A 21,273-nucleotide genomic window follows, 5' to 3' on the forward strand; every position below is an offset into this window, starting at 1 on the left:
GTCAGGAGCCGCGTGAGGGCGGCGCAGAAGAAGTGTGAGAGGGGGAGGGCACGGGAGAAGAAGGGTCGGGCCGCACCAGCAGTCCGTTCAGCACATTGTCGATCTGGGCATCGATATACAACTCAGGCCGCAGGCCCAGCGAGTCTGGAATACAGGCCCCCACCGAGTGCTTCCACATCATGAGGAAGATCATGGGCGCCAGAACCACATGCACGATGTAGTCCAGTGGCACGGGGCGGAACTCGCCGCGCTCGATGCCGCGTTCGACGATGCGGCGGATCAGCGCCTGCCCCGGCAGAATCACCTCCTGCTGGTAGAACTCGGTGATCTCCGGGAAATTCTGGGCCTCGCTGAACATCAGCTTGGTAATACCCGAGGCCTTGGTGGCGCCTATGCGCTCCCACCACACCTGGTAGCAGTAGCGCAGCAGATCGCTGGTGGTGCCCACAAAGGAATCAAGCTCATCCCGCCACTCTTCAAAACGGCCCGCGATGTTCTGGCGCACCACCGCCTTGAAAAGCTCTTCCTTGCTGGGGAAATACAAAAACAGCGTGCCCTTGGAGACGCCTGCACGGGCCGCCACTTCATCCACCCGTGTCGCGGCAAACCCTTTTTCGACAAACAGGTCCAGCGCGGCCTCCAGCAGCTCACCCGGGCGGGCTTCCTTGCGGCGCTCGCGTTTGGTGCCGACGGAGGCGGTGGGGGGAAGGGAGGTGGAAGGCAAGGAAGGGCTTCGTTAATGACTGACCGGTTAGTAATGTAGCAAGCACGGGATAGGGCGTCAATTCATAATGGTCAAGTTTGAACCCAAGGACCACCATGACTTTGCAAACCATCACCCTGGGCGGCGGCTGTTTCTGGTGCACTGAGGCGGTCTTCGACCGCGTGCGCGGCGTCACCGACGTGGAAAGCGGCTACACCAACGGCCACACGCTGAACCCCAGCTACGAACAAATCTGCCGGGGCGACACCGGCCACGCCGAGGTGGTGCGCCTGACGTTTGACGCCGACGAGATCAGCCTCCAGGAGATCCTGGAAATCTTCTTCCATACCCACGACCCGACCACCCTCAACCGCCAGGGCAACGACGTGGGCACCCAGTACCGCAGCGGCATCTATTACGAAGACCCTGCGCACGGTGACATTGCCAACGACATGATTCGCCAGATGTCGCAAGACAAGCTGTTTGGTGCACCGATCACCACCGAGGTGAAGCCGCTGCAGAACTACAGCACGGCCGAGGCGTATCACCAGGACTACTTTGCGAACAATCCGAACGCGGGGTATTGCGCGTTTGTGGTGGGGCCGAAGGTGGAGAAGTTTCGCAAGACGTTTGCGCGGTATTTGAAGGGTTGAGAGACCGCCGAGCAGTCTTCTCGGCAGCAAAACCAACACGGGTCCAAGCCAATGGATAGATTAACTAGTCAATCTATCCATTGGCAGTCGGGTGGAGCAAATAAAGCCCCAGCCCCAGCGCGAGTATTATTCCCGCCAAGACGATGGCTCCCATTTTGTGTTGCAGATGATCTACGGCGTCAAACGCTTGCCAATGACCTTGCACGGCAAGTCGATGGCGCTTGAAGACCAGATATACGCAATAGGTATTGGTGGCAATGGCTATCAAGGCAAAACCAAGCTTGGCGTAGAGGATCGGGGTTTTTGGGGCGGTTGCCAACAGCATTGCACCTGTAGCCAAAACCATGGTGAAGGTGGGTATTTCAATGAAAATATCCACGCGCTTGTGAAGCGCCGAAAGAATGAGTTCCTTGTCACGACCTTGACCCAACAACGCGCGTTCAAAAAGGGCTTCGGTAAGAACACAACCGAGCCAAAGACCGACAAACGTGAGATGAAGTGGTAATAGCAGTGCTTGCATTTTGGTTGGACCTTATCCAGACGGTATTCAACTCAATATGTCGAATGAAGTGAACGATTGGGGAAATTAGGAATTATGGTCAGGGCTTGAGCCTCACAATTGATATGCATCACGGGCATGCCATGGAGGCACGCCTGAAAGACTCAGCCAAAAGGTCCATCCAACCTGAGGCGCTTCTCTGTGTTGAACGGCTCCATCGCCAACCATGTCGCTGCAGCCGTCAGGCCTCTGCCATTTCATTCAGGGGTTTCAGTTGGGGGAGGGCCAGCACGAAGGCATAATGCAAACCGATTGCGTTACAGACATCACCTGCCGCCGCATCTCGCCATGCCCTCCACCCCATCTTCTTCATCCCCACACCGCCTTTGGTCGCTCCCCCCGGGCATGCGCGCCACCCGCGCCACACGGGCGCTGGCGGTGCTGTACGAGGCCCGGCCTGACGCGGCGCTCTCCGAACCCGAAGTAGAAGCCGCCCTCGCCACCGCTGGCGCTCCCGTCAACAAGGTCACCGTGTACCGCATGCTCGACCGCTTTGCCGCTGCTGGCCTGCTGCACAAGCAGGTGGACGCTGCCCGCGTGACCCGGTATGCACTGGCACCCCAAGGCGAAGAGGGCACAGCCCCCAGATTCGAATGCGACGACTGCCACCGCCAGTTCCGCCTCTCGCAGGGATCGGCCAAGGTGCAGACCGCCCTCAAGCAGGTGCTGCAGGCGCTGGCCACTGCCGGGCATGAGAGCCTGGCGGTGGACATTGCCGTGCACGGCCGATGTGCTGAATGCGCCCACCCGGCCGGGGGCGCTGCCGCATGATCCGCACCCGAGGCCTTTCCTACACCTATGCCACGGGCGGCGCCGCGCCGCTGCGCTTCCCCGATGTGGACCTGCGCCAGGGCGGCACCTTGTTGCTGCGCGGGCGCTCGGGCTCGGGCAAGTCCACCTGGCTGGCGCTGATGGCCGGGCTGCGCGGAGCCAGCGGGGGCGACCTGTTTGTGGCGGGCACGCAGCTGGGCACGCAGCGCGGGGCCGAGATTGATGCCTGGCGCGCGCGCAGCATTGGCTTTTTGCCGCAAAAGCTCTACCTCAGCAGCGCGCTCACGGTGGCCGACAACCTGGCGCTGGTCTACTTTGCGGCCGGGCTGCCACGCGACGATGCCGCCATCACGCGTGCGCTGGCGCAGGTCGGCGTGGCCGAGCTGGCCGGCCGCAAGCCGCACCAGCTTTCGGGCGGGCAGGCGCAGCGCGTGGCGCTGGCGCGGGCCGTGCTGCTGGCGCCGCAGGTGCTGCTGGCCGACGAGCCCACGGCCAGCCTGGACGACGAGGCCGCCGCCGACGCGCTGGCGCTGCTGCAGCACAGCGCCGCCGCCTGTGATGCCAGCCTGGTGATTGCCACGCACGACCAGCGTGTGGTCCAAGCCCTGGCCGGTGTGCAAACGCTGGATTTGAATGAAATCGGCGCCCAGCGCTTGATGGATAAGCGCGAGCAGCTATGAATTCAGGAGTCTTCAAACTGGCGCGCCTGTCATGGCGCTACCTGTGGTCCCGGCCTTTGGCGGCTGTGCTGAACCTGCTGGTGCTGACGCTCGGCCTGGCCGCCATCACGCTGGTGCTGCTGGTGGCCACGCAGCTCGACAAGGCGTTTGAGCGTGATCTGAGCGGCATCGACCTGGTTGTGGGCGCCAAGGGCAGCCCGCTGCAGCTCATCCTGGCGGGCGTGTTCCATATTGATGTACCCACTGGCAACATCCCCCTGCAAGAAGTGCAGGCTCTGCAGAAGAACCCGCTGGTGGCGCAGGTCATCCCGCTGAGCCTGGGCGACAGCTACCAGGGCTACCGCATCGTGGGCACCACGCCCGACTACGTGGCGCACTACGAGGCAACGTTGGCTGAGGGCGCACTGTGGCAGCAGCCCATGGACGCGGTGCTGGGCGCCAGCGCGGCGCGCGGCATTGTCAAAAGCAGCCATGCGGGCGCACCGCTGGTGGGCGCCACCTTCATCGGCAGCCACGGCCTGGGTGGGGGAGGGCACGCGCACGGCGACCACCCTTACCGCGTGAGCGGCGTGCTGGCGCCCTGCGGCTGCGTGCTGGACCGGCTGATCCTGACCAGCACCGAATCCGTCTGGATGGTGCACGAGACCGCCACGGCCACCGATGCCGAAGACCTGGAAATCTTGAAAGAAGAGCGCGAAGTGACCGTGGCCCTGGTGCGCTACCGCACGCCCATGGCCGCCATCACGCTGCCGCGCCAAATCAACAGCGACACCGCCATGCAGGCAGCGGCGCCCGCCATCGAGGTCACCCGCCTGATGCGCCTGCTGGGCGTAGGGGCCGACGTGCTGCGCGCCTTTGGCGGCGTGCTGCTGGCGGTGGCCGCACTGAGCGTGTTCATCGCGCTGTGGAACGCCGTGCGCGAGCGCCGTGCCGATCTGGCCATGCTGCGCATGCTGGGCGCACCGCCGGGCCGCGTGGCGGGGCTGGTGCTGTGGGAGGCCCTGTGGCTGGCCGCGATGGCGTCTGTTCTGGGCCTGCTGCTGGGCCACGGCCTGGCCCATGGCCTGGGCTGGGCACTGCAGGCGCAGGGGCTGCTGCCCGTCACCGGCCTCATCTGGCTGCCCGCCGAAGCGGGTGTGCCGCTGATGGCGGCCGGTGTGGCGGCGCTGGCGGCGCTGCTGCCCGCCATGCAGGCGTACCGCACGGACGTGGCCGACCTGTTAAGCCAGCCCTGATGCAGCCATCGAGTTCTGTCCTCTAAAAACCGTCCCCCAACCAATCTGAAAGGCCTGTCATGAAAAAGCTCCTCACCGCACTTGCCCTGTCCCCCATGCTGCTCGTCGGCGCCCTGGCGCACGCCCAGGCCCACAACGACAAAGAGACCAAAGAAGACATCGCCCGCCACCGCGCCATGGCCGCCGCCCACGAGGCCGCCGCCAAGTGCCTCGAATCCGGCAAGGGCGAGGACGTCTGCCAGAAGGAACTCCAGACTGCCTGCAAGGGTCTGGCTATTGGCAAATACTGCGGCATGAAGCACGCGCACTGAGGCGATGGGCCTCCCGGCCCACTACCATTTCTGAAAACGCTACAGATCAGGTTTCCCGCCATGGCAATCCACCCCGCTCACCGTCATCCCGCAGTACAACCCGATGCCCGAGCCAGCCGCACCCGCACTGCCCGGCACGCCTGTGCATGGTTGGCGCTGGCCTGGGCGGGGGCCGTACTCGCACAGTCGCCGGCCGCTGCGCCCACGGGCAAACCAGCGCCGGGGGAGTTTGAACGCGCGACCGGCAAAACGCCCGGTGCCGCGCCCACCACCGCACCCGCGCTCTCGTCCCCTTTGCCTGCGGGCGCGGGCACCGCCATGCCATCGGGCGTTGCGTCGGGCAGCGGGGCGGGCTACCACAGCCCCAACAGCCCCATTGCGCCGCTGCCCCAGCGCAATGACGTGGTGCCGTGGTCCGTGCTGACCGACCTGACCAAAAAGACCACCAAGGACGGCATCCTGCCCGTGTTCAACGACGCGCAAAAGGGCATGGACAAGACCACGCAGCGCATCCAGGGCTTCATGGTGCCGCTGGACGCCAAGCCCACGCAGACCCACTTTCTGCTTACCTCGGTGCCAATGACCTGCTCGTTCTGCACGCCGGGCGGGCCAGAGAGCATGGTCGAGGTCAAGGCCAAGACTCCCGTGCGCTACTCGCTGGAGCCGGTGGTGGTGGAGGGCAAGTTCACCGTGCTCCCCAACGACCAATATGGCCTGTACTACCGCGTGGTGGACGCGGTGCCCGTGAAGTAATTCCTCCGCCTTTTTCCCCGATCCCGCTGCCTTCCTTGTTCCTCTTGTGACCCCGTTGTTTCCAACCCCACTGGCCGCCCTGTGGCGCCGCCTGCGCCAGCAGTTGCCCGCGCAGGCCGCCCTGGCGTGGCTGCTGCTGGCGCTGGTGGTGGTGCCCACGCTGGGGCGCCTGCACCAGGTGGAGCATGCGGGGGCGCTGGAGCAGATGCGCGCGGGTCACGCGGTGCAAGCTGCGCAACAAGCCGACGCACACCACAGGCTCGCAGCCGCTTCGCTGGCAGCGGATGAGGACGCGGCCACATCCACTGAGGCAGATCACACCCACGGGCTGCTATCACTGCTCCTGGTCCCCCACGCGGCCGTGGACTGCCTTTTGCTCGACCAGCTCGCGCTGGGCGACGCACTGCACAGCGCCCCCCAGGCGCTGCCCACCCTGGTGCCCGCGCAGGCACCGCCGGTACAACATGCCGGGCGCTCTGCCGCCCCGCACGTTGCGCTGTTCCAGGCGCGTGGTCCGCCCACGGCCTGATCCAAGAGCCTACGCGCCCACCGCATCGCGGGCCGGGCCGCCAACACCTTGCCTGGCCTTGCAGGGCTGCGCTATCGCGCTTCGCCCGTTTACTCCTGATTCCATAGCTGCTCGCGCTTGATAGACAGGCGCTGGCGGCCATTTTTAGTCAAACTTTCATGCCCAGGGCGTGGAAGCCATGTATCTGCGTGCCGGCCCCGCCAGCACCGGTGCATGCACCACGCCCCTGCGCATGCGTACCCGCACACGCTCAAGCACCCGTTGCCACATCCCACCATGACCTACACCACATCCCAACCTCGCCGCCCCGTCGTTGTTCTTCGCGCCTGTCCCACCCTCCACCCCGTGGCCCTGGCCGCCATGCTGGCGCTGACGGGCACCGGCGTGGCGCACGCGCAGACCGCGCCGGTGGCAGCACCTGCCGATAACAGCGCTGCGACCCCCGCCAGCCTGCCCGCCGTCACCGTCTCGGCCAGCGGCCTGCAACTGGGCGCCAATGAGATGACCACGCCGGTCACCGTGCTGGAAGGCGACGAACTCGTGCGCCGCCGTGAGGCCACCCTGGGCGAAACGCTGAACAGTGAGCCCGGCATCACCAGCAGCCACTTCGGCGCCGGTGCCAGCCGCCCCATCATCCGGGGCATGGACGGCCCGCGCGTCAAGGTGCTGAGCGACGGCGCCGAGCTGCACGACGCCTCCACCATCAGCCCCGACCACGCCGTGGTGTCCGAGCCACTGCTGGCCACACAGATCGAAGTGCTGCGCGGCCCCTCGGCCCTGGTCTACGGCAACGGCGCCGTGGGCGGCGTGGTCAATGTGCTCGACGGCAAGATCCCCACTGCCGTCCCGCAAAAGGGCTACGAGGGCAGCGCCGAGCTGCGCGCCAACTCCGGCGCGCGTGAAAAAGCAGGTGCCTTCTCGCTGACCGGCGGCGCTGGCAACTTGGCCGTGCATGTGGAAGGCGTGGCGCGCGATGCGGGCGACTACCGCGTCGGCAAGGGCTGGGCGCCCGAGGGCGAACCCACCCGCAAGGTGCTGGGCAGCTTCAACCGCACCGACACCGGCAGCGTTGGCCTGTCGTGGGTGGGCGAGCGCGGCTACCTGGGCGCCGCCTACACCCGCCAGACCGCCAAATACGGCCTGCCGGGCCACAACCACAGCTTTGAAGGCTGCCACACGCACGGCGACCACCTGCACTGCGGCGCGCACGAAGAGGAGGAAGACGGCCACGACCACGGCGAAGAGGAACATGGCGACGTGCCAGTGGTGGACCTGCGCAGCGAACGCTTCGACATCCGCGGCGAGCTGCGCAACCCCTTCGCCGGCTTCTCGGCCTTGCGCCTTCGCGCGGGCGTGACGGATTACGTGCACGACGAAGTCGAAGACGGCGCCATCAGCACCACCTTCAAGAACAAGGCCTACGACACCCGCATCGAGCTGCAGCACGAGCCCATTTCAGGCTTCAAGGGCCTGATCGGCCTGCAGACCTCGCAGCGCAAGTTCAGCGCCGACGGCGAAGAGGCCTACGTGGAGCCCACCATCACCCGCAAGCTGGGCTTCTTCGCGCTGGAGGAATACCGCCTGGGCGACTGGCGCTTCGAAGCCGCCCTGCGCCACGACCGCCAGACGGCCGAAGCGCAAACCAGCGGCATCGAGCGCAGCCACAACGGCACCTCGGCATCGCTGGGCGCGGTGTGGAAGTTCACGCCCGGCTACCAGGTGGGCACCTCGTTCACCCGCGCCAGCCGCGCCCCGTCGGCCGAAGAGCTGTATGCCAAGGGCCTGCACATGGCCACCAGCACGTATGAGCGCGGCAACGCCGACCTGAAGTCCGAGATCTCGCAGAACATCGACGTGAGCCTGAAGAAGACCAGCGGCGACACCACCTTTGGCGTCAGCATCTTCCGCAACCGCATCAACAACTACATCTACGGCCGCACGCTCGATGAAGTCGATGGCCTGCAACTGCTGCAATACAGCCAGGCCGACGCCACCTTCACCGGCATCGAAGGCCAGGTGCGCCAGCGTCTGAACCGCAACCTGGGCATCACGCTGTTCGGCGACACCGTGCGCGCCACGCTCGACGCAGGCGGCGGCCGACTTCCCCGCATCCCCGCCACCCGCGCGGGCATCCGCCTGGACGCCAACTGGCAAGCGTGGGAAGGCCAGGTCGAATGGGTCCAGGTGGCCCGCCAGAACCGCGTGGCCGAGTTTGAAAGCGCCACCCCCGGCTACGGCATGCTGAACCTGGGTGTCAGCTACAACGGCCAGTTCAGCAGCGGCGCGCCGTGGCAGGTGTACCTGAAGGCGAACAACCTGACGGACCGCCTGGCGTATGCGCACACCTCGTTCATCAAGAATGCCGCGCCGTTGATGGGCCGCAATCTGACGGTGGGGGTGAAGGTGGCGTTCTGACGGGTGAAGCCGTCGTGATGTGAGTGAGCCAGCGGCGGCGGACGGCGTTGCTGGCTCGCACATCTGGCGGCCCCAAACCACCCAAACCACCGAGTCCAAAGGTGACTTGGATGCATGCCATACTCGCTTTGACGTGGTTGATTTTTCGATCCGTCAAGGCGACGCTGCCTCAGTCCCGGTGATGGCGCGCACCCGATTCGGAAATGGGATTGGCTCCGCAGCAGGCCGCCCAACGCAGGGTTGCGCGACGCGCGAAGGACTTGTTCGGCGCGGCCGTGCATGAATCTGACCCATTTGCAATAGCCCTGCATGCCCACCACTCCCACGCCGTCCGCAAACCTGTTGCAACTGCTTCCTGAGGCGGTGGTGCAAACCGATGCGCTGTGGGAGATCATCTATCTGAACCCGGCGTGGCACAAGCTCACCGGCCATTCGGTGGCGGCGGCGCTCGGCAGGTCTTTGCTGGAGTTCGTGCATCCCGACGACATCGGCACCATGCGCTCGGGCATGCCGGTGTTCCGCTTGCGTTTTGCCGACGCGGACTATCGCTGGGTGCGTCTGCAGCTCCACCCGGAGACGGATGCGGCGGGCCGGGTGATCAGCCGCCAGGGTGTCCTGATCGAGATCACCGAGGTCACCGAACAGGTGCTGGTGGAAATTCGCCAGCGCTTTCTGCGCTTGCTGGAAACCATTGATGGCGTGGTGTGGGAGGCTGAAATCGGCGTGGGCAATACCTTCCTGAGCCCGCAGGTCGAACGCTTGTTCGGCTACTCCGTCGAGGAATGGCGGGCTGACCCGGGCTTCTGGCGGGCGCATGTACACCCCGACGATCTGGAGGAGGCCATGCGCATCGACGATGCCGCTTACAACGCCACGCACAGCCATGCCTACGAGATGAGCTATCGGCTGATTGCCAAGTCCGGCAAGGTCGTGTGGGTGCGCGATCTGTGCCGCGCGGTGGTCGAGCCGGGGCGGCCGAACCGCATGATCGGCCTGATGATCGACGTGACCCAGCAGAAGAACACCGAACTCGATTTGTTGCGCTCCGAAAACCGCTATTCGCTGGCGACGCGCGGATCCAATGACGGTATCTGGTATTGGGACTTGCGAACGGACGCGCTGCATGTGTCCGGGCGTTTTCTCCAGATCGTCGGACTGGGTAGCGCCGATCTTGTGCATGACGGAGGCTGGCGCTTTTTGGAGCAGCTCATCGATACCGAGGATCGCGAGCGCGTGCAGGAGGCCTACCGCAGGCACCTATCGGGAAACAGCCCGAACTTTTCGGTGGACTTCCGCGCGTTCCACGGAGCAGGGCGGCTGGTGTGGGTCAATTGGCGCGGGCTCGCCGAGTTCGAAGAGGGTGTTCCCGTGCGCATGGCGGGATCGTTGAGCGATCTGGCTGAGCGTGGCAGTTCCTACGATGCGCTGACCAACTTGCCCGGCCGGCCGTTGTTCCGCGATCGCCTCGCGCAACTCATCGCGCTGCACCAGAACGAGGTGGTGAACGGAGGTGGCGTTCCGATACGCGATGGAGCCACGATGTTCGCCGTGCTGCTGCTGGATCTCAATGGGTTCAAGGCCGTCAATGACAGCTACGGGCACCATGTGGGCGACCAGCTCTTGCAACAGGTGGCGCGGCGGCTCGAATCCTGCGTGCGGGCTGTCGATCTGGTCGCCCGCATGGGTGGCGACGAGTTCAATGTGCTGTTGGAGTCCATCGATCCCGCTGAAGCCCGCCAACGCGCGGAGCAGATTGCCGCCGCCCTGGAGGTACCTTACGTCATTGGCAGGCACACCGTGATCAGTGGTGCGAGCATCGGATTGGCCAGCAGCGCATCCAGGCTGGCGACGGTCGACGACTACCTGCGCGCTGCAGACACCGCCATGTACCGGGCCAAAAGTCAGTCATTGGGCGTTTGCGTGTTTCAGTAAGGCGTGCCAGGGGCAATTGCCTGCGAGGCTGTCGCATGGCTTGCCTTCCTCGTCCCCTTCTGGTTTTCGGTGGTTTCGCTGGGGTGCTTCCAGTGCGCTTTTGCCTGGGACCAGGGGGTGATTGCTGCCTGATGCCTGATGCCTGATGCCTCCATTGGATGCTGGCAATCGAACATGTTTTTGGACTTGTGCGCTTTGCCATCAAGCGCAAGCAGCTACTGTATTGATAGCAACTGAAATCCTGCGCATCCTATGGATGCGATGCGAAAAAAAACCGGCTCCTCAGAACCGGTTTTTCACAGAGGGTTGCCTGGATCAGTAACGACCGCCGCCGAAGCCACCCGTGCCGTAGCCAACGTCCGAGCGTGTGCTCGCACTGTAGCCGCCGGCCTTGTAGCCACCGGCGCCGCCACCCTCTTCACGGGGGCGGGCCAGGTTCACGACGATCGAGCGGCCGTCAACAGACATGCCATGCAGGGCGCTGATGGCGGCCTGGGCGACTTCGGCGGAGGCCATTTCCACAAAGCCGAAGCCCTTGGAGCGGCCGGTTTCGCGGTCCATCATGACCTTGGCAGAAGAGACCCGGCCGAATTCGGAAAAGTTGCTTTCCAGGGTGGAATCGGTCACGGAGTAGGGCAGGTTGCCCACGTAGATTTTGCTGCTCATGGTTGAGCCTTTCTGAAATGTGGTGCGCAACGAAGGGCGTACCGTTGGGATGCAGCTGTGCGGATCGAGTGTCCGCAGCAACTGAGATGGGTGGATGGGATCTGCAGGTCGCAGATCAGGTCTTCAGCACGTTGGGGGGTGCGGCATGCACGTTTGCAGCCAGCCCTGGGTGACTGCAAAGAGCCGGGCGGCTTCGCGCGAGGCAAAGGCTTTGTCAAAACGGAACACGCGGCAATAGCTGCCGTTGCCCTGAGAACGATGGACCGAGAAGGAGGCGCGGAAGCGGCCGCAGTCGGTCGGGTGTGTCGTGGGCGAAACGACGTACTTGCCCATGGAAATGGCGGTCTGTGAAATCTGGATCAATCAGGATCGCAGGCGTGGAAATCGACCTGCGTGAGCATCAAGGGACGCAGTGGGCTGCAGCTCTACAGACCCAATGGGCAACCACAAAGGTTGCAAAAGGCGGCTTGCCTGGGGCGGATTGCCACCCTGAGCAGGCGTTGCGGTGACTGCACGCGTCAAGAGCCGTGACTGCAACGACACGGAGTATACAGCAATTTGCATGTATCTACAGTTTAATATTATTTTTGGTTTTAAAAGGCGCTCTTGCTGGATTGCGTCGGCGCCCCACACGGCCCCATCCCTTCGGTTGCTCGGCCCTCGATCAGGCCCCAGCAAGGGCCGCAACTCTGCTCATGCTGTGGATCAGGCCGAGCAAGGGGGTGACTTTTGCCTGCCGCGTACAGGCTTGTTTCCCCAGGACCGCTTGGCTTTTAGAGTACGCGTGCCGAGCGATTCACCCCCAGAAAATGGCTTCTAGTGAGCTGCATGGTATATTTGCAGAAGTAACAATTTGTGATAGAAAATCAACAAAATTAATTTATTTTTGTGTTGCCAATGTGAATATTTTATAAATCAATGATTTTCTCCGTTTCCTTGTTGTTGATCGTCTGGTCCTCACAGCGATGGGCTTCACGCTTTGCCAATTCTTCTGCCGATAGTTTCTGGATTTTCATCGCCAGCACAATGCTGCAGGTGGGTGCAATTGCAGGCCTGACTTCGTTGGTTCACGCATTGAATCCGGCTGCGTGGATGCTGGTCCAGTTGCTTTTTTGCATTGCCACTTTGCGGTTGACACGCGAAATGGGGTGGCCCACGCTTCGGGACTTTCTGGGGATATGGAGTGCGCAGCGCACAAGGCTTGCAGCGTTCGCGCGGGGATTATCGCAGTGGGGAGTGATAACGCTGATGGCGATTTGCGGAGTCCTCTGGATGTCGTTGGTAGGGCAGGCCGTAGCGCCTCTCCAGAACTTTGATGACAGGATGTACCACGCCTCGCGGGTTATCTACTGGATTCAAAATCAATCGGTATTTCCGTTTGACACGCACAATATCCGACAGACGATGATTCCGTTCGGGAGCGAGTTATTCTTCCTGTGGCCGGTGCTGTTCACCAAAACTGAAGCTATGGGCCGCATTGTGTTTTGGCTGGCGTTTCCATTGGCAGCCATCGGTCAATATTATTTATTGCGGGCACTCAAATTGAGCCAGACAGTGGCTCTGGTGGGCGTGTTGATTCTGGTCTCTACGCCTCTTGTTGCATCCAGTGCAGTGGGGCTCAAGCCTGAAATCTGGTCCATCGTCACCCTGCTGGGTATTGCCTATTGGGTGGTTTCCATTTGCACGCAGCCTGATGCATCGAAGGCCCAATATTTCTTCCTGGGGACATTCACGGTACTGAGCATCAATGTCCGGTCGTTTCCAGTGTCGATGATTCCTAGCTTGCTGCTGATCGTGTGGTGGGCGCCGAGTCCGTTTTCATGCATTGCGCGGTTCAAGGCACTGGCTGCAGGATGGGTGTGTGCGGGTGTTTTGAGTTCGCTGCTTGTTCCCCTGGCATTCAACACGGCGCTCTACCACCACCCCTTGGGGCCACAGGAGGTGCGGCGCGTGGTGCAGGCCGACATCACTCCGCAAGTGATCTATACGCACGCGGTACGTTTTGTATTTTTGCTCCTGGAACTGCCGGACGTTCCGGCTTCGAGCGAAACGCGGTCCCGTTTCAGCAGTGCCGCCAACCAATTCATTTATTTCATTGGCGCTGGCGCACCCTTGGCGGGCGAAAACAAGGGCGCGTGGCCGGGGAGTTTCGTGTACTCGCTGCCAGAGCACTCCACACGGTTTTCGTTGTGGGGGTTGCTGTGGATTCCCATGTCGCTGATCGCTGTGTACCTTCTGGTTCGCAATCTGGTCGCGACCTGGCCGCACGTGAGGCTGACGGCGTTGTCGGCACAAACGCTTTTGGCAATTCCATTGCTGTGCGCAATCCTGTTTGGCGCGCGGTGGATGGCCCAGTCCGACGTGCCTGCGCGATTTCTCATTGGCCCGTATGCATTGCTGCTGCCCGTTGGCATTGCGCTGGTTGCGCCGTACCTCTCCATAAAGAAATTTGCCCAGGCGCTCATCGCGATGGTGGTCACGTATGCCGCATACCAGCCGATGAGGGCTCTGGCTTACGACGCTGTACAGGCCATCGCAGCTCCCGCCTCGGAAAAGCTGATCAATGAGCCATTTGAAGAAATTGTCGGGTCCATGCTGCCGGCTGGTTCCCGCGTGCTTTTTGTGGGGCACCAGGACGCCCGCGACTATTCGCTCTTCTCGCCGGAAACCCGTTATTCCAACGCAGTGATTCCCTGGGGCACGGGGCCTTTTGACCCAGAAAGAATGGGCCGGATGATCGCATCCGAAAAAGCCACCCACGTCTTGATCCAGGACGACAAGCAGGTGTTCTTCGAGTGGTTTCCAACCGTCGATACCCGCGAAATGGTGAAGTGGCTCAGCGCCCAGGCCGGACTGAAGTCCACCCCCCTCAACACACCCCATATGCGTCTGTTCGAAGTGAGCGGCACCACATTGGCCAACGAAAGGCCATTCCAGACGACGGCCGTCCCGCCGGGTTCACCCTTGATCAGGGTCACCGACAGTCTCAAAACCAAGGTGGGTATCGATCCCGCCTTGCTGGAGACGCCATGGCCTGTTGAAAACCTGGGTGGCAGAGAGGGCGGTTTCCTGTGGATGGGGCAGGGGCATGCCGAGGGCATCGAGTTCGCACTCTGGTCGCGCGAGGACCACGACGTGGACCTCCGGTTCGAGGTATCCCCGGGGCACGGCCTGACTGCGCCCGACCGGAGGGTCATGGTGCTGCAGGACGGCGTCCCTGCGGCGGAAGGCGAGTACACCTTCCGCGGGAGGGCTTCGGTGGTGGCGCACACCCGCCTCCATGCGGGGCGGAACGTCATCAGCTTCTTCGCGGTGGATACCGCCACCATCAAGCCACTGCCCAATGGCGATACCCGCAATCTGGTCATGGGCCTGCACGAGATACGCATCGAACCAGGGCCGGTTGCCGCACCTGCAGCCACCGCAGGCGTGATGCGGCCTGCTTTGCCCGACAAAGCGGACCCAGCCCCCAACGCCACCCGCCACGGCGAGCTTGCGCACAGCGCCCGCAAGGCTGTGGGTTTGATCAGCCGCAGGCAACAGGTCGATGGCTACTGGCTCACTGCGTACACCAGCGAAGAGCGTTTTGAGAAGCCGAAGCTGGAAATGAATACCTACGTCACTTCGATGATGGTGGACGTTCTCGGTTCAAGACCAGGCCCCGTGGGGCTGGGGGGAAGCCTGGACCGGGCCCGGACCCATCTGCGCAGCCAGATCGAGGCCAGTGGGCTCGTGCGCTACCACGGCCGGCCGGATGGCGCCGCCATGAGCACACATGGGCTGTGCCCCATCACACCCGATGCCGACGACACCGCCCTGGTGTGGAGACTGGCCCCCGGTGCAGATGCACTGCGGCCAGCGGCCCTGACGGCGCTGCTGCAGTACCGTACCGCCGAAGGCCTGTACAACACCTGGCTGGGCCAGCGCAATGAGTACCGGTGCATCGACCCAGGCTCCGACCCGAACCCCACCGACGTGGCAATCCAGATGCATGTGCTGATGTGGCTGGCGCAGGCCGACCCACCAGCGGCCCAGATGTTGTGCAGCGCGCTTCGCCAAGCCATCGACCAGGACCGCGTGTGGGTTTACTACCGCAGGGCACCGCTGGTACCCGTCCTGCGCCAGGCCGACATGAAAGCTGTGGGCTGCGATGTGCAGTTGCCGCCCTCGCGTTCGCAAACAGCCCTGCCAGGGCAGGAAATCTGGCTGCACGCCAGCGACATGTTGCAGCGGCTCCAGGGCGGCAAGGGCAGGGTGCCCGAGCCGACCCAGATCATCCATCTGCTTCAAGAGCTGTCAAAAAATGACTTCTTCGCCGTGAAGCTGAACCCGCCCTTGCTGTACCACAACGATCTCACCGCCTCGGTGCGCAGGTTCTACTGGTCGGAAGATGTGGGCTATGCGCTCTGGCTGCGGCTGTACCTGGAAAGCGCGCGACTGGGCCTTCTGGCCGACAACGGCAACGGCCTTGACAACAACACCGGCAGCTCTGCAGCCGATGGCAGGCGGACTGCCCCGAAAACACCATGATGGATCGTCCCCAGGGAGCCCGGCGGGTTCTGCGCCTGTTGTCGTGCATTCGATTCGACGAGGTTCTGGTGCTTCAGGGCGCGCCTTTGCTGGGCGCCGTCTTTGCCATGGGCCACTTCACATATCAGAGCGCGGCGATGCTGTTGCTGTTGATGGCAGGAAACGCCTTTTTGGTGGCCCACATTTTCATGCTCAACGATTGGTCCGGAGTGCACCAGGACCTTCGGGACCCAACCAGGGCCGCAGGGGTTTTTATCAATCGCGGTATTCGGCGCAATGAGATCGGGGCCTTGTTGCTGATTCTGCTGGCGCTGAGCCTCATGACCCTCAGCCAGCTGAACGCGGCAACGCTGGCTATTGCGCTGTCGATCGCAGTGGCAGGAGCGCTCTACTCCATCCCGCATGTTTACCTGAAGGGCATCCCGCTTGCGAACACACTGCTCCATGTTGCCAGCGGGTTGCTGCATTTTTTGCTGGGCTATTCAGTATTCAGAAGCCCCGACATGAATGGTCTGCAGATCGGATTGTTCTTTGCCACTATTTTCAGCGCGGGCCACCTGACGCAGGAGGTTCGCGATTGCGAGGCCGACCTAAGCAACGGGATTCAAACCAATGCAGTGAAGTTCGGCAAAAAGCGGAGCTTCATCGCTAGTTTTGTGCTTTTCACGCTGGCCGACGCCCTGTTGGTCCTGCTGGCGCTGAGAGGAACGGTGCCGCAAGTGCTGGCCATGTTTGTCGCGTTGATCTATCCGCTGCATTTTTACTGGATGCTCCAGGCGATGCGGGAAGGACTGACGTTTGAGAGTGTACGCAGTCTGCAGGCGCGCTATCGTGCGCTTTATGCGGGCATGGGCGTTGTCATGATTGTTTCCGTACTATTGGCGCAAAAATGGATATACCTTCTTCCATGAAGCTGACGATTGTCATTCCTTGCTTCAATGAAAAGCAAACCATCCGGTCTATTGTGGACGCAGTGCGTTCAGCGCCTTATCCGCAGAAAGAAATTATTGTTGTCGATGATTTTTCAACAGATGGAACCAGAGAGATACTTGCTAATGAGTTGGCTGGCAAGATTGATAGACTGGTATTTCATGAAACCAATCAGGGCAAGGGGGCGGCACTCAGGTCTGGCATCCTACATGCCACCGGGGATATCGTCATCATTCAGGATGCCGATCTTGAATACAACCCCGATGAATATCCTATTTTAATAGAACCTATTTTATCCAACAGGGCCGATGTAGTTTTCAGTTCACGTTTCATTGGTGGCAATTGCCACCGCGTCTTGTACTTCTGGCATCGCGTGGGCAATGGGTTCTTGACGTTGGCATCCAATGTATTCACCAATTTAAATCTGACGGACATGGAATCCTGCTACAAGGCATTCCGGCGAGAAATAATTCAATCCATTCGCATTGAAGAAAATCGTTTTGGATTTGAGCCGGAGATTGTAGCCAAGGTTTCAAAATTGAATTGCCGCATCTATGAGGTGGGCATTTCCTATTTTGGAAGAACTTACGAAGACGGCAAGAAAATCGGCTGGAAAGACGGGGTCAGAGCCCTCTATTGCATAATAAAATATAATATTTTTCGATAATTTTATTTGCCAATATGGACATCAGCGCTTCGCGCCCGACAGGATGAGCCTACTTTCCATAAACCCTTTTTGTCTCGCGGCAATACGTGCCCTCATCAGCAAGCACCTGCCGAAAAGGGTGTTGATGCTCCCCGTCAGTGGCACGTGCTGCAGACCGCGGTGGACGATGGAGGAGGGCGGGTGTTGGGCTCCTAGCCCAAGGCCCGAAGCAAGTTGCCGTTTATATAGATCAGCCCTTCGTCCTGCATTCGCCGCAGGGTTCGGTAAAGGGCCTCATGCGTAAGGCCCAGTTCGGCGGCCCAGGCCTTTCGAGGCTGCTGCAGGGTTAAGCAGCCATCAACCCCTTCAGCGTGGATGTAGTGAGCAATGCGGTCCGCAGCCCTGTGCAGGCTCAGCCGCTCACACTGCGCACGAAGCTTGCGCAGTTCTTGCGACAGCTGCAACAGCCAAGCTGCGCGAAAGTCTGACGAATCGTGCAACGCAGTGCGAAACGCATCCGCTGGAAATTCCAGCAGATCGCTGGGCTCGGAGGCTACGGCGGTGCAGTGGTAAAGCTGGCTGTCCAGGCTGGCTTCTGCCACAAAGCCCTGCCGTGATCGCTGAAGGATGACTTCGCTGCCGTTGCGGCTGAACCGAACGAGGCGCACTTCACCCGTGGTCACCAGGTAAATGCTGCACACAGGATTGCCAGTTTGAAAGACGGCGTGGTGTGCTGCGAATTGCCGCGCCTTTGCCAGTTCGCGCAGGCTTGGGGGCATCAGCCGCATCCATGGCAAATCGGCTCCCGAGCCGGACACACCCACACCTATCGTTTTTTTCATATGACCAAAATCATATCGTTCAGGGCGACCTTCTTCGTAGCATGCGCACGGTAATCACAACAACGTGGGCCATGACCATGACAGCAAGAGTTCAGCTACGCAATACAGGCGCCCGGTCAACACAGGGTAGGGGCCACATGCCCGCACTGATCAAGACGGCGGGGTGCATTGCACTGGCATTGGCTGCCCATCTCGCCACCTCCGAGCCTGCGCCCTATGCCGGCCAGCAAAAACGCGCCATCAAATCGTTGTCTGACCAGGAGGTGACAGATCTGTTGCAGGGGCAGGGCATGGGTTTGGCCAAGGCTGCCGAGTTGAACGGCTACCCCGGACCAGCCCACGTTCTGGAGCACGCAGACGCGCTGGCGTTGACCGACCAGCAGAGAACGGCCACAACCGCCTTGCTGCACGCGCACAAGGAGGCCGCGCGAAAGCTCGGAGCGGCCCTGATCGCTTCGGAAGAGGCGCTGGATGAGGCGTTCAAAACGGGCACGATCCACCCCGCAAGGCTATCGGCACTGACCGGCAAAATCGGACAACGCCAGGCGAGCTTGCGCGAAGAGCATTTGCGCACGCACCTTGCGCAAACCGCGCTGCTCCAGAGTGACCAGATCCAGCGGTATTCCGCCCTGCGCGGCTACGCTGCGGGCTCAGAGCCTTCGCCCGCAACACGCCCGGTGCACAAAGGGCACCATTGAGTTCTTGCAACTCGCTCACCGCTGGTTGGCGCGAGGCATCCAAGTGTGCTGAGTTGGAAATCCACTTCATAAAGACGCCCAGAATCGCCGCCATACTGCGTAGCAAATCCTCGCGATAGCTACGGCTAGCGCTGTGGCTTGCGCCTTGCCTGGCGACGATTTCGACATCTTTATTTCATCAACGAACCTCCAACTCAGGACAAGAGCTTTCATTCACGTGGTCCTCTCGCGCTTTCGCCTTCCTTTCACGCCCCCTCCGTACAACCACAGTGGCCGGAGCCCAGCGCAGGCGGCATGATCGGGGCATGAAACTGCTGTTGGTCGAGGACGATTTTGATCTGGCCGGTGCCCTGAGCCGCAGCCTCGTGGCGCGCGGTTTTGAGGTGCTGTGCTGCGCCGACGGCAAAGAGGCCCTGGCGGCGGCGCGGCGCACGGCCTTTGATGTGATCACGCTGGACCTGTCTTTGCCGGGCCTGGACGGGCTGGAGGTGCTGCGGCGCCTGCGCGATGGCGGCAGCACCACGCCCGTGCTGGCGCTCACGGCCCGGGCGGCCGTCACCGACCGCGTGGCAGGGCTGGAGGCGGGGGCGGACGACTACCTGGCCAAGCCGTTTGACCTGGACGAGCTGGTGGCGCGCCTGCGGGCCCTGACACGCCGGGTGGGGCGCGACGGGCAGTTGCGCTGTGGTGCGCTCCACCGCGACCCGGCCAGTGGCGCGTTCTACAACGAGGCACTGCCGCTGGAGCTGTCGCAGCGTGAGGCAGAACTGCTGCGCCTCTTGATGTCGCGCATCGACCGCGTCGTGAGCAAGGAAGAGCTGCGCACCCAGGTATTTGCCAACACCGATGAGCAGGTGCAGGCCGATGCGGTGGAGGTGGTGGTGCACCGCCTGCGCAAGAAGCTGGTGGGCACCAATGCCGAGATCGTGACCCTGCGCGGCGTGGGCTACCTGCTGTGTGATGCGGACAGCATGGCTGCCCAAAAAGGCGACAAGGTCGACAAGACCGAGAAGGGCGGGGCGCTCCGGTGAACACGCCGTGGTGGCAGCGCTGGCCCTGGCGCCCGCGCGGAGGATCGCTACAGCGGCTGATTCTGGTGGGCCTGCTCGTGCCGCTGTGGGCGCTGGTGGCCCTGGTTGCCACGGTGCAGGTGGTGCAGCAGGTACGGCACAACGCAGCCGCGCAGGATGCCGTGCTGCACAGGGCGCTGACAACCTGGCCGACGGTGTTGCAGCCGCAGGCCGGTGCATCCGCCATGGAGCAAGGCCCCGCGGTCTGGTTCCGCGAAAGCAGCCTGGACGGCGAGCGCCTGGCGGGCAGCGCCGACCTGCCGCGTGTACCGCCCTCTGAGCCCGTGCAAGGGCAGGGCAGCGTGCACTTTTACCTGGCGCAGGTGGGCGACCAACTGGTGCGCGTGGCCGCTACGCTGCACCAGCCGGCGGTGGCTGGGGGCGGGCAGGGCGCCGCCCCGCCGGTGGTGCGCCAGGTGGCGCGGCCGTTCAGCGAACGCGTGCCCAGCGTGGCCCGCCTGATGGATGAAGGCGCGGGTTTGCGCCCAGTGGTTCTGCTGGCCCTGGCCATGACGGCGGTGGCGATGGTGCTGGCGCGCGTCGCGTCGGGCTGGCTGCTGCACGCGGATGTGTCGCTCACTCCGCCAACCCAGCCGGGTGCAGGCGGCACCGGCCAGGGCTACGAAGGCCCGTCAGAGCTGGCGCCTGCCGTGCAGCATTTTGGTGAGCTGCAGCAAAGCCAGAGCCGATGGATCGAGGAGCAGCGGCGTTTTCTGGCCGACGCTACGCACCAGCTGCGCACCCCCATGGCGGTACTGCGCACGCAGCTGCAGTCGGCCATTGCGGGCGATGTGCTGGTGGCTGATGCGCTGCAGCAGATGCTGCACACGGTAGACCGCGCCTCGGGCCTGGCCAACCAGCTGCTGAGCCTGAGCAAGGTGGAGCAGCTTCAGCGCATGGGCGAGCTGCCCAGCGTGGATTTGAACGCCATGGCCCGCGAGGCCGTGATGGAGCTGGCGCCACTCATCGCCGCCAAGCGGCTGGACTTTGCGCTGGAAGGCCCCGAGGATCTTTTGGCCCCAGGCGACGCGGCGCTGCTGGGCGAGCTCATGCGCAACCTGCTGGCCAACGCCATCCACCACACGCCCGTGCATGGGCGGCTGGGGGTGCTGCTGCGCAACAGCACCGGGCGGCGCGAACTGCTGGTGTGGGACGAAGGCCCTGGCATTGACGATGCCGTGCGACAACGGTTGTTCCAGCCGTTTTCGGCAGGGCAGGGCGGGGTGGGGCTGGGGTTGTCGATCTGCCGGCAGATTGCCGAGGCGATGGGCGCCCAGGTCATGCTGTTCAACCGCATGGACGCAGGGAAGGTCATCGGTGTCGATGCCGTTGTTGCCTGGGAAGGTTGAG

20 protein-coding genes are annotated in these 21,273 nt (G+C 62.7%); 15 read left to right on the plus strand and 5 right to left on the minus strand.

Annotated features, from left to right (window positions below; genetic code table 11):
* Window position 1: 1 nt before the first annotated feature.
* Window positions 2–724, minus strand: coding sequence for a TetR/AcrR family transcriptional regulator (locus ACT89O_RS13080; protein ID WP_218301082.1), 723 nt, complete (start codon window positions 722–724; stop codon window positions 2–4).
* 95 nt (window positions 725–819) lie between these two features.
* On the opposite strand from ACT89O_RS13080, the gene msrA reads away from it, so the two are divergent.
* The gene (gene msrA / locus ACT89O_RS13085) at window positions 820–1,356 is read left to right on the plus strand and encodes a peptide-methionine (S)-S-oxide reductase MsrA (protein WP_436129305.1); all 537 of its coding nucleotides are present in this window, start codon (window positions 820–822) and stop codon (window positions 1,354–1,356) included.
* Between the two features lie 73 nt (window positions 1,357–1,429).
* Here the strand turns inward: msrA and ACT89O_RS13090 are convergent, their stop codons facing one another.
* Window positions 1,430–1,876: a hypothetical protein gene (locus ACT89O_RS13090; protein ID WP_487260244.1), complete on the minus strand. Its 447-nt coding sequence runs from the start codon at window positions 1,874–1,876 to the stop codon at window positions 1,430–1,432.
* Window positions 1,877–2,260: 384 nt separating this feature from the next.
* Here ACT89O_RS13090 and ACT89O_RS13095 point away from each other — a divergent pair, with 384 nt between their 5' ends.
* The 8 genes from ACT89O_RS13095 to ACT89O_RS13130 all read left to right on the plus strand — a co-directional run bounded on the left by ACT89O_RS13095 (window position 2,261) and on the right by ACT89O_RS13130 (window position 10,541).
* On the plus strand, window positions 2,261–2,686 hold the full coding sequence (locus tag ACT89O_RS13095; protein ID WP_436129334.1) for a Fur family transcriptional regulator: 426 nt from the start codon (window positions 2,261–2,263) through the stop codon (window positions 2,684–2,686).
* Window positions 2,683–3,366, plus strand: coding sequence for an ABC transporter ATP-binding protein (locus tag ACT89O_RS13100; RefSeq protein WP_121420161.1), 684 nt, complete (start codon window positions 2,683–2,685; stop codon window positions 3,364–3,366). The genes ACT89O_RS13095 and ACT89O_RS13100 overlap by 4 nt, the downstream gene beginning before the upstream one ends.
* Window positions 3,363–4,601 (plus strand): FtsX-like permease family protein, encoded by a 1,239-nt coding sequence (locus ACT89O_RS13105; RefSeq protein WP_487260245.1) that lies wholly within the window; start codon window positions 3,363–3,365, stop codon window positions 4,599–4,601. Before ACT89O_RS13100 ends, ACT89O_RS13105 begins: the two co-directional genes overlap by 4 nt.
* Window positions 4,602–4,660: 59 nt before the next feature.
* A complete protein-coding gene (locus ACT89O_RS13110; RefSeq protein WP_487260246.1) occupies window positions 4,661–4,912 on the plus strand; it encodes a hypothetical protein in 252 nt (83 codons plus the stop codon).
* A gap of 60 nt (window positions 4,913–4,972) precedes the next feature.
* Complete coding sequence (locus ACT89O_RS13115) at window positions 4,973–5,665, plus strand: DUF3299 domain-containing protein (protein ID WP_487260247.1); 693 nt, start codon at window positions 4,973–4,975, stop codon at window positions 5,663–5,665.
* 46 nt (window positions 5,666–5,711) lie between these two features.
* Window positions 5,712–6,194, plus strand: a complete 483-nt coding sequence (locus ACT89O_RS13120; RefSeq protein ID WP_487260248.1) for a hypothetical protein — start codon at window positions 5,712–5,714, stop codon at window positions 6,192–6,194.
* Between the two features lie 276 nt (window positions 6,195–6,470).
* Complete coding sequence (locus ACT89O_RS13125) at window positions 6,471–8,609, plus strand: TonB-dependent receptor domain-containing protein (protein ID WP_487260249.1); 2,139 nt, start codon at window positions 6,471–6,473, stop codon at window positions 8,607–8,609.
* Window positions 8,610–8,918: 309 nt separating this feature from the next.
* Window positions 8,919–10,541: a PAS domain-containing protein gene (locus ACT89O_RS13130; protein WP_487260250.1), complete on the plus strand. Its 1,623-nt coding sequence runs from the start codon at window positions 8,919–8,921 to the stop codon at window positions 10,539–10,541.
* Between the two features lie 315 nt (window positions 10,542–10,856).
* Here ACT89O_RS13130 and rbp read toward each other — a convergent pair whose 3' ends face one another.
* Together rbp and ACT89O_RS13140 are read right to left on the minus strand one after the other, a co-directional pair.
* Window positions 10,857–11,207, minus strand: coding sequence for an RNA-binding regulator (gene rbp / locus ACT89O_RS13135; RefSeq protein WP_055401895.1), 351 nt, complete (start codon window positions 11,205–11,207; stop codon window positions 10,857–10,859).
* 123 nt (window positions 11,208–11,330) lie between these two features.
* The gene (locus ACT89O_RS13140; RefSeq protein WP_055401919.1) at window positions 11,331–11,540 is read right to left on the minus strand and encodes a hypothetical protein; all 210 of its coding nucleotides are present in this window, start codon (window positions 11,538–11,540) and stop codon (window positions 11,331–11,333) included.
* Window positions 11,541–12,125: 585 nt separating this feature from the next.
* Here ACT89O_RS13140 and ACT89O_RS13145 point away from each other — a divergent pair.
* Genes ACT89O_RS13145 through ACT89O_RS13155 form a run of 3 tightly spaced genes read left to right on the plus strand, consistent with a single transcriptional unit; the run spans window position 12,126 to window position 17,334 of the window.
* Complete coding sequence (locus ACT89O_RS13145) at window positions 12,126–15,737, plus strand: hypothetical protein (protein ID WP_487260251.1); 3,612 nt, start codon at window positions 12,126–12,128, stop codon at window positions 15,735–15,737.
* Window positions 15,734–16,648, plus strand: a complete 915-nt coding sequence (locus ACT89O_RS13150; RefSeq protein ID WP_228895340.1) for a UbiA family prenyltransferase — start codon at window positions 15,734–15,736, stop codon at window positions 16,646–16,648. Before ACT89O_RS13145 ends, ACT89O_RS13150 begins: the two co-directional genes overlap by 4 nt.
* Window positions 16,645–17,334 carry a glycosyltransferase family 2 protein gene (locus ACT89O_RS13155; RefSeq protein ID WP_487260252.1) on the plus strand — a complete coding sequence of 230 codons (690 nt, stop codon included), beginning with the start codon at window positions 16,645–16,647 and terminating at the stop codon, window positions 17,332–17,334. The genes ACT89O_RS13150 and ACT89O_RS13155 overlap by 4 nt, the downstream gene beginning before the upstream one ends.
* A 191-nt stretch (window positions 17,335–17,525) precedes the next feature.
* On the opposite strand, the gene ACT89O_RS13160 is transcribed toward ACT89O_RS13155, so the two are convergent.
* A complete protein-coding gene (locus tag ACT89O_RS13160) occupies window positions 17,526–18,155 on the minus strand; it encodes a Crp/Fnr family transcriptional regulator (RefSeq protein WP_487260253.1) in 630 nt (209 codons plus the stop codon).
* A gap of 137 nt (window positions 18,156–18,292) precedes the next feature.
* On the opposite strand from ACT89O_RS13160, the gene ACT89O_RS13165 reads away from it, so the two are divergent.
* The 3 genes from ACT89O_RS13165 (at window position 18,293) to ACT89O_RS13175 (ending at window position 21,272) form a co-directional block, all read left to right on the plus strand.
* Window positions 18,293–18,853, plus strand: coding sequence for a hypothetical protein (locus tag ACT89O_RS13165; RefSeq protein WP_487260254.1), 561 nt, complete (start codon window positions 18,293–18,295; stop codon window positions 18,851–18,853).
* 305 nt (window positions 18,854–19,158) lie between these two features.
* On the plus strand, window positions 19,159–19,884 hold the full coding sequence (locus tag ACT89O_RS13170; protein WP_228895348.1) for a response regulator transcription factor: 726 nt from the start codon (window positions 19,159–19,161) through the stop codon (window positions 19,882–19,884).
* Window positions 19,881–21,272: a sensor histidine kinase gene (locus ACT89O_RS13175; protein WP_487260255.1), complete on the plus strand. Its 1,392-nt coding sequence runs from the start codon at window positions 19,881–19,883 to the stop codon at window positions 21,270–21,272. The genes ACT89O_RS13170 and ACT89O_RS13175 overlap by 4 nt, the downstream gene beginning before the upstream one ends.
* Window position 21,273: the final 1 nt, after the last annotated feature.

This window comes from Acidovorax sp. NN32 (assembly GCF_057597245.1).